This window comes from Synechococcus sp. OH20 (genome assembly GCF_047502685.1).
Classification (GTDB): domain Bacteria; phylum Cyanobacteriota; class Cyanobacteriia; order Thermostichales; family Thermostichaceae; genus Thermostichus.
Window position 1 is genome coordinate 23,081 of record NZ_JANSIQ010000046.1, and the last position, 7,157, is coordinate 30,237.

The following is a 7,157-nucleotide window of genomic DNA, read 5'->3' on the forward strand; positions in this document are numbered from 1 at the left end:
GGATCCCTATGCCCTACCTGGTCATCTACGACGGCCTGTGCAACCTTTGCGCCAATGGGGTCAAGCTTTTAGAGCAACTGGATCGCGGCCAGCAGTTTCGCTACGCCCCCATGCAAGACACGGCCACCCTGGCCCAATGGGGGATCCCACCCGAGCAGATGGAACTGGGGATGATCCTGATCGACCTGGAGCAGCCAGAGCGCCGCTGGCAGGGATCCGATGCCGTCGAACACATTGCCGCCCTCTTGCCCAGCGGATCCCTGTGGCTGGCCCTCTACCGCAACCTCCCCGGCCTTAAGCTTTTGGGAGACTGGGGCTACGCCCAGATCCGGGATCACCGCTACGAGTGGTTTGGCCGCCGCGACACCCTTTATCTACCTGCTGCCTGCGAGCGTTGCCGGGATCCCTTGGCCCAGACCGACTGAGGCATGGGTAGCTGAAACGGTTCGTTATGTTGTTACTGCTACGCAACGCAGTCGCGAACGCACCGGCAGCGCGGAGTGCCTAGAGAACGTCTTAATCGAGTTTGAAATAACCATCAATTCAATTGTCTGGCACAAGGGATCCCTTTTCCAGGTTTGAACTCCTCTTCTCAAGCCTGGCGTGCTTGAAATGCTCTAGACAATCTTAAGACTCGATTAAGACTGACTTCCTGGAGAGAACCCCTCAAGTTTGACTTGAGACCTCTCCAGGGTCAAGGTAAAAATAGAGACGAAGCTAGCCAACAGGGGGTGGGCCGTGGCTACAAGAGACTGTGGACAGGCTGAAGCTGAGGGAGTTGCCGGTGGTTCAGAAGCCGTTCAGTTAGTTCCTAGAAGGGGGGATCTCGTTAGCGGAAATGGAGCTATGGGAAGTTTTGGCGAAAGAAGCAGAAAGCTTTTTCTACAGACAATGCTACAACCCCTGGATTGGGAAGTGCAGTTTGCGGTTTGGAAAACCCTACTGAACTCTGGCATCCCTCAACTGGTGCAAGTAGCAAAAAGATATCCCGTTCCCCTACGTCCAGTTGGAAACCCTGAAGAGAGATATCGAGCCGGCGAGCGGGACTTTCGCTGGGCAGATCTGAGGGGGGGCAACCTCAGCCGGCTAGATCTAAGGGGGCTTGACTTAAGCGGGGCCAGTTTAGTTCGGGCAAGGCTGAGCCAGGTCAATCTAAGCCACACCAGCCTGATTGGAGCCAACCTCAGCCAGGCAGACCTCAGCGGCGCAGATCTGAGAGGAGCCAACTTAAAGGGAGCTAACCTGATGGGGGCCAATCTCATTGGCGCCAACTTGCAAGGAGCTAATCTGGCAGACGCCAACCTGAAGTGGGTCGTCATTTCCCCCGAAACGCAAATTGACCGCAAGTGGCGGCTGGTCTGGGAAATTGTCAATGGCCATGCTCAGGGAAAAAACCTAGCTCAGGCGGACTTGAGCGGGGCAGACCTGGATTGGGCTGACCTGAGGGGGGCCAACTTGGCGCAAGCAGACCTAAGGGGGGCAAGGCTTGTCGGTGCTAACTTGCAGGAAGCCGACCTCCAGGGAGCCGACCTCCGGTGGGCCAGCTTGGAGGGAGCCAACCTCAGTCGGGCCGATTTGGGCGCAGCTTGCCTGCAACTGGCCAGCCTGCGGGGAGCTATCCTTTCCCCTGAAACCCAAATTGACCGCAAGTGGCGGCTGGTCTGGGAAATTGTCAACGGCCACGCTCAGGGGAAAAACCTAGCTCAGGCAGACTTGAGCGGGGCAGACCTGGATTGGGCTGACCTGAGGGGGGCCAACTTGGCGCAAGCAGACCTAAGGGGGGCAAGGCTTGTCGGTGCTAACTTGCAGGAAGCCGACCTCCAGGGAGCCGACCTCCGGTGGGCCAGCTTGGAGGGAGCCAACCTCAGTCGGGCCGATTTGGGCGCAGCTTGCCTGCAACTGGCCAGCCTGCGGGGAGCTATCCTTTCCCCTGAAACCCAAATTGACCGCAAGTGGCGGCTGGTCTGGGAAATTGTCAACGGCCACGCTCAGGGAAAAAACCTAGCTCAGGCGGACTTGAGCGGGGCCAACTTGAGCTGGGCAAATCTGAGCGGGATCAGGCTCCCTGGCGTGAGCTTGGTGGGAGCCGACCTGAGCGGGGCCAACCTCTGCGGCGTAGACCTACAGTGGGCAGAGTTGAGCAAAGCCAATCTAAGCCAGGCGGATCTGAGGGGGGCCAACTTAAACCAAGCGGATCTCAGCGGGGCAGACCTAAGCGGTGCCAACCTCAGTGGAAGCAGCTTGATCAAGGCCGAACTAGCCCAGGCCAAACTTGTGGGGGCCAAGTTGACGCAAGCCAACCTCGTCGGAGCCAAGCTGAGACGGGCTAAACTCAACGGCGCGGATCTAAGGGGGGCCAGCCTCATCGGGGCCGACCTCAGCGAAGCCAAACTGGGCAAGACGGACCTGAACTTGCCTAGCTTGAGATGGACGGTGATTTCTGTAGAGGCCAGTCCGGAGAGTAGCTGGTGGTTCATGATTTTCCATGCTGGCGCCCATTCGCAGGAGCTGAGCCAAACAGACTTGAGAGGGGCGGACTTGAGAAAGGCCAACCTCAGCCGGGCAGACCTCAGCGGGGTAAGGCTCAGTGGAGCTAACCTAAGCCAGGCTTATTTGATTGGGTCAGATCTGAGCGAGGCCAGCCTAGATGAAGCCAATCTAAAGAGGGCCAAGCTGGGCGAGGCCAACCTAACCCACGCCGATCTCAGTGGAGCCAAGCTGAGTAGGGCCTATCTGGCCGGAGCCAACCTCAGCGGTGCCGACCTGAGGGGGGCAGATCTGGAGCTGGCCAGTCTGCAGCGGGTGATCCTTTCTCCTGCAACCCAGATCGAGGCCAAGTGGCGTCTGGTGTGGGAGATCGTCAACGGTCAAGCCTCCAAGAGAAACTTGAGTGGGGTTGACCTGAGCGGCGCTAACTTGAATTGGGCCAAGCTCAACGGGGTGCAACTGGTCGGGGCAAACCTAAGTGGAGCCAGCCTCATTGGAGCGGATCTAGGAGGATCCAACCTCAGCCAAGCCAATCTGAGGAAGGCCAATTTGAGCTACGCCAACTTGGAGGGATCCAACCTAGACAATGCCATCCTAGAAGGCGCAAAACTTGATTTTCAGTGGCAGTGGATCTGGCTCTCCCTTTGGTTCAAAGGTTTGGCGAGCATCTGGTTTGGTTACCCCAGTACCCCTCAACTGCCTCCTCCTCCTACGTCGGATCCCAATCGGCGTCTCCCAGCCGAGAAGAACAAGGAGAAGTGAACGCTTCTGTTCTTTGGCTAGGGCCACGCAGGTTTGTATCCTAGCAAACACTTTTTGATCCAAGAGAGCTGCTTTAGGATAGAGGCGTGGCCTTGCTATGGCGGGATTCTGGAGATTTTTGGATGAAGCCTGCTTTAAAAAGTAAGGAGACTTTGAAGCAGCCTTTGCTGAGCTAAGGGCTTTGGTAGGGGATAGTGCGAAGATAGAGATGGCCCAAGTGCTCCTCGGTCAAAAAACAGAGGGCACCCATAGCCAGGTGAGGTGAAGCAAGAAAGACTCTAACTTTAGGAGGAGAGAATGTCGCACTTCACGTACATCCAAACTCAGTTTAAGAACCGAGAGGCTTTGATAAAGGCTCTAAACGATGTTGGCTACTCTCACATAGAAGAGGGATCCGACCTTCCTCTATATGGCTACCGAGGCGATAGGCGACCTCAGACGGCAGACATTGTTATCCGAAGAAAGCACTTAAGTGCTGCTAGCAACGATATTGGCTTTAAGTGGAAGGGCGATCACTACGAGGCAATAATCTCTGAATATGACCGCCAGGTCTTTCCCGACTTTATCCCCAAAATTCAGCGCAGGTATGCTTATCACGCCGTCCTTGCAACGGCAGCGGAGAAGGGGTTTACCGTAGAGTCGGAATCTGTGGACGAGAAAGGGCAGATCAGGATTGTGTTGGGGCGCTGGGCTTGAGGAGGCGTTATGGCGGAATATCAACAGGTTGAATACATCATCGACAAAGATGGCAACGTGATTGAGCGCGTGCTTAATGTCAAAGGCAAGGGCTGCCTTGACCTAACTGAGGAAATAGAAAGTGCATTGGGCACAGTTCAAAAAAGGGAGCTGTTGCCTGAATATGACCAGGCCCCAGTCATAGAAATAGAAGAAGATGTCCAGCGTCAGGTAGAGCGTTTATGAATGCCCCAAACCCCTTTCTGGATCCCCTGTCTGGTTTAACCAAAGGGATCCAAAAGACTCTGGCTAGGATTCCATTTTGGAGTGAAATGAAAAGTCATGATACCCTGCTGCGCAATCTCATGCAGGCTGCCGGTATCTCAACCTGGCGAGAGCTTCGACAAAAGGCCAAACTGAGTCGAGGAGCCCTAAATGCCCTGAGAACTGGCCAGGCCGAAAAGCTGAAGTTAGCCGATCTCAATCGAGCGGCCAGCATTTTGCAAGTGCCCTTGCCGAGCCTTATTCAAGATTTCAGCGGAATCGAGCTAGCATTGGAGCCTGCAGAAACGGCTCAGGAAGTGCAGCGGCTGCACAAACAGCTAGAACAGCAGGAAGGGCAATTGCGCCATCAAATCTGCGCCGAACTGGTGGAAAAGCTCAAGCCTCTTTTGGTGCAATACCCCACCCTGCAGCAGGTTGTGCAGAGGCGACCGGATTACCCTGCCCAGCAAGTCTTGGCTTTGCTGAACTGTCTGGGCAACTTGTTGGAAGACTGGCAGTTGGAAACCATTGGCCAGGTGTGGCAACAGGTGGCCTATGACCCAGAAAGCCACCAGGCAGATGAGGAGGATATCCAGGCGGGCGAGCCGGTCTATGTTCGCTTTGTGGGCTATCGACTTAGGGATCAAGTTTTAGTTCGAGCCAAAGTCAGTCGCACTCTACCTTCCCTGGCAGCATGACGACGTTGACTATTGATTTTGGCACTTCCAATACGGTGGTCTGTGCCTATCAAAATCGAAAGCCCATTGTGATCGACATACCAGGGATCACCCACCGCTACGACGGCAGCCCGCCTCTGATTCCCTCGGTTCTCTTTGTCGGCCAAAACCAGCAATTTTTGATTGGGGCACCTGCCCAGGCCAAACGGGATCCCAAGCGCCTATTCAAAGGCTTTAAGCGGGATCTCTCTCAACAATTCCAGCCGGCCCCAACCTATGTGGATGGACAGGCCTACACAGCCCAAGAGGCCACGCGGATCTTTCTGCAGCAGCTTCTTGCCAAACTCAAGGCGGAGGGCTGGCAGCCCGATAAGGTGATCTTGACCGTGCCGGTGGGAGCCTACGAGGCCTATTTGCACAACCTGCAAGAGGTGTTTGGCTCCCTAGGGATCCAACAGGTTGTGTTCCTCGACGAGTCCACCGCGGCTGCTTTGGGCTACGGGGTGCAGGAACCGGGATCCCTGATTTTGGTGGTCGATTTGGGGGGCGGAACTCTCGACCTCTCTTTGGTCAAAATCTTGAAGCCAAAGCAGGGCACTGCTTACCGAGCTGAGGTCATTGCCAAAACTGACCGGGCCTATGGCTGTGGCGGCGTCGATATCGATATCTGGATTGCCGAATGGGTGCTGGAGCAGTTGGGCCGCAAGCGACAGCAGGTTCCGGCCAGCAGCTTCCAGGTTCTGTGCGAGGTTGCCGAGCGGCTCAAGATCCGCCTCTCCAGCCATTCTCAGGCCAGCGAGGCCTGGCTGGATGAAGACTCCTTTGAGACCCACACTTTAATGCTTCAGCGCGAACAACTCCAGGAGCTGTTGGAAGAGCGCGGCCTGCTGACGCGGCTAAGAGAAGCCATCGATGAGGTCATCGAGAAAGCCCACAACAAAGGGATCTCTAAACGAGATATCCACCAGGTGGTGTTGGTGGGTGGCACCAGCCTCATTCCAGGGGTGCAGCATCAGGTCATTAGCCTCTTTGGCCGCGACAAGGTTAAGTACCACAAGCCGTTTGAGGCAGTGGCCCACGGCGCTCTGGCCTTCACCCAGTTTGCCCGCCTTCAAGATCATCTCCGCCATACCTACGCCCTGCGGCTCTGGAATCCCTATTTGCAGGCGCCCGACTTTTTCCCTCTCTTTAAGAGCGGCACGGCCTATCCTGCCACGGTGGAACTGCCTCCCTTGCAGGCCAACGCCAATGGACAAAGCCACATCAACCTGGTGGTTGGTGAGATGGCCGAGGAAGGGGCAACCGAAGTTGTTTACGGTCCCGACGGTCGGATGCAGATTCGCAACAGCAGCGCAGCTTCTAGCTTTCGTCCCCTTGGGAGCCACAAGCAGCTTTCCATTCCCCTCAAGCCCCCAGGGCAGGTAGGAGTGGATCGTTTGCAGGTCACCTTTGCCGTCGATGCTGGGCGAACTTTGCGGGTAACGGTAGTAGATTTGCAAACTCAAAAGACCCTTATGCAGCAGCAGGTGGTTGGGAGGTTAACTTGAGGTTAGGGATGGCGGAAAACTTTGATCCCGTTCTGGGTGGGCAGCAATTGGTCGGCTCCGATCCGGTCATGGGAGGCTTGGTAGCCGTTGAGCAAGCCCTAGACAGTCCGGATCCCAAGGTGAGAATCCAAGCAATCAAGGGTGCTCTGAAGTACGGATCCAGAGGGGCCGAGCTTGTTATCCAGGCCCTGCAAAATGATCCCAACTGGGAGGTGCAGTTTGCGGCTTGGGAGACGCTGCTGGAAGCGGAGGATCCGCAGAATGTGCAGGTGGCAAAGTCCCATCGCCTTCCCCTCCGACAGGTTGGAGATGTCCGAGCAAGGTATGAAGCCGGAGAGCGAGATTTCCGCTGGGCTGACCTGAGCGGGGCCGACCTGAGCGGGGCCAACCTGAGGTGGGCCGACCTGAGCAGGGCCGACCTGAGCGACGCCGACCTGAGCGGGGCCAACCTGAGCGGTGCCGACCTAAGCAGGGCCGACCTGAGCGGGGCTGACCTGAGGGGAGTGAATCTTCAGGGATCCAACTTGTTCTGGGCCAGGTTGAGGGGATCCCTGCTCTCTGCCGAGACGCAGATGGATCCCAAGTGGCGGCTGGTCTGGGAAATTGTCAACGGTCAGGTGAATGTCAAGAACCTGAGCGGGGCCGACCTGAGTGGAGCCAACCTGAGCGGGGCCAACCTGTGGCAAGCCAACCTGAGCGGGGCCAACCTGAGCAGGGCTGACCTGAGCGGGGCCAACCTGAGTGG

Annotated in this window: 7 protein-coding genes; all 7 read left to right on the plus strand. The window is 56.6% G+C overall.

Annotated elements, in window-relative coordinates; all coding sequences use genetic code 11:
• The first annotated feature begins 8 nt into the window (after positions 1-8).
• A complete protein-coding gene (locus NW826_RS10435) occupies positions 9-425 on the plus strand; it encodes a thiol-disulfide oxidoreductase DCC family protein (protein ID WP_414334670.1) in 417 nt (138 codons plus the stop codon).
• Positions 426-891: 466 nt separating this feature from the next.
• Complete coding sequence (locus NW826_RS10440; RefSeq protein ID WP_414510088.1) at positions 892-3,249, plus strand: pentapeptide repeat-containing protein; 2,358 nt, start codon at positions 892-894, stop codon at positions 3,247-3,249.
• 297 nt (positions 3,250-3,546) lie between these two features.
• Entirely contained in the window at positions 3,547-3,945 is a 399-nt protein-coding gene (locus NW826_RS10445; protein ID WP_414510089.1) for a DUF1257 domain-containing protein, read from the plus strand.
• A gap of 9 nt (positions 3,946-3,954) precedes the next feature.
• Positions 3,955-4,170 carry a DUF2997 domain-containing protein gene (locus NW826_RS10450; protein ID WP_414510090.1) on the plus strand — a complete coding sequence of 72 codons (216 nt, stop codon included), beginning with the start codon at positions 3,955-3,957 and terminating at the stop codon, positions 4,168-4,170.
• 86 nt (positions 4,171-4,256) lie between these two features.
• Positions 4,257-4,886, plus strand: coding sequence for a helix-turn-helix domain-containing protein (locus tag NW826_RS10455; RefSeq protein WP_414371763.1), 630 nt, complete (start codon positions 4,257-4,259; stop codon positions 4,884-4,886).
• Positions 4,883-6,412: an Hsp70 family protein gene (locus NW826_RS10460; protein ID WP_414349289.1), complete on the plus strand. Its 1,530-nt coding sequence runs from the start codon at positions 4,883-4,885 to the stop codon at positions 6,410-6,412. The genes NW826_RS10455 and NW826_RS10460 overlap by 4 nt, the downstream gene beginning before the upstream one ends.
• An 8-nt stretch (positions 6,413-6,420) precedes the next feature.
• The coding region (locus NW826_RS10465; protein ID WP_414510091.1) for a pentapeptide repeat-containing protein at positions 6,421-7,157 on the plus strand (737 nt) is incomplete at its 3' end.

Excerpts from the sequence above, each read along its gene's own strand:
- NW826_RS10440 (WP_414510088.1), top strand. The coding sequence starts at position 892 with ATGCTACAACCCCTGGATTGGGAAGTGCAGTTTGCGGTTTGGAAAACC.
- NW826_RS10460 (WP_414349289.1), top strand. The coding sequence starts at position 4,883 with ATGACGACGTTGACTATTGATTTTGGCACTTCCAATACGGTGGTCTGT.
- NW826_RS10455 (WP_414371763.1), top strand. The coding sequence starts at position 4,257 with ATGAAAAGTCATGATACCCTGCTGCGCAATCTCATGCAGGCTGCCGGT.
- NW826_RS10435 (WP_414334670.1), top strand. The coding sequence starts at position 9 with ATGCCCTACCTGGTCATCTACGACGGCCTGTGCAACCTTTGCGCCAAT.
- NW826_RS10445 (WP_414510089.1), top strand. The coding sequence starts at position 3,547 with ATGTCGCACTTCACGTACATCCAAACTCAGTTTAAGAACCGAGAGGCT.
- NW826_RS10450 (WP_414510090.1), top strand. The coding sequence starts at position 3,955 with ATGGCGGAATATCAACAGGTTGAATACATCATCGACAAAGATGGCAAC.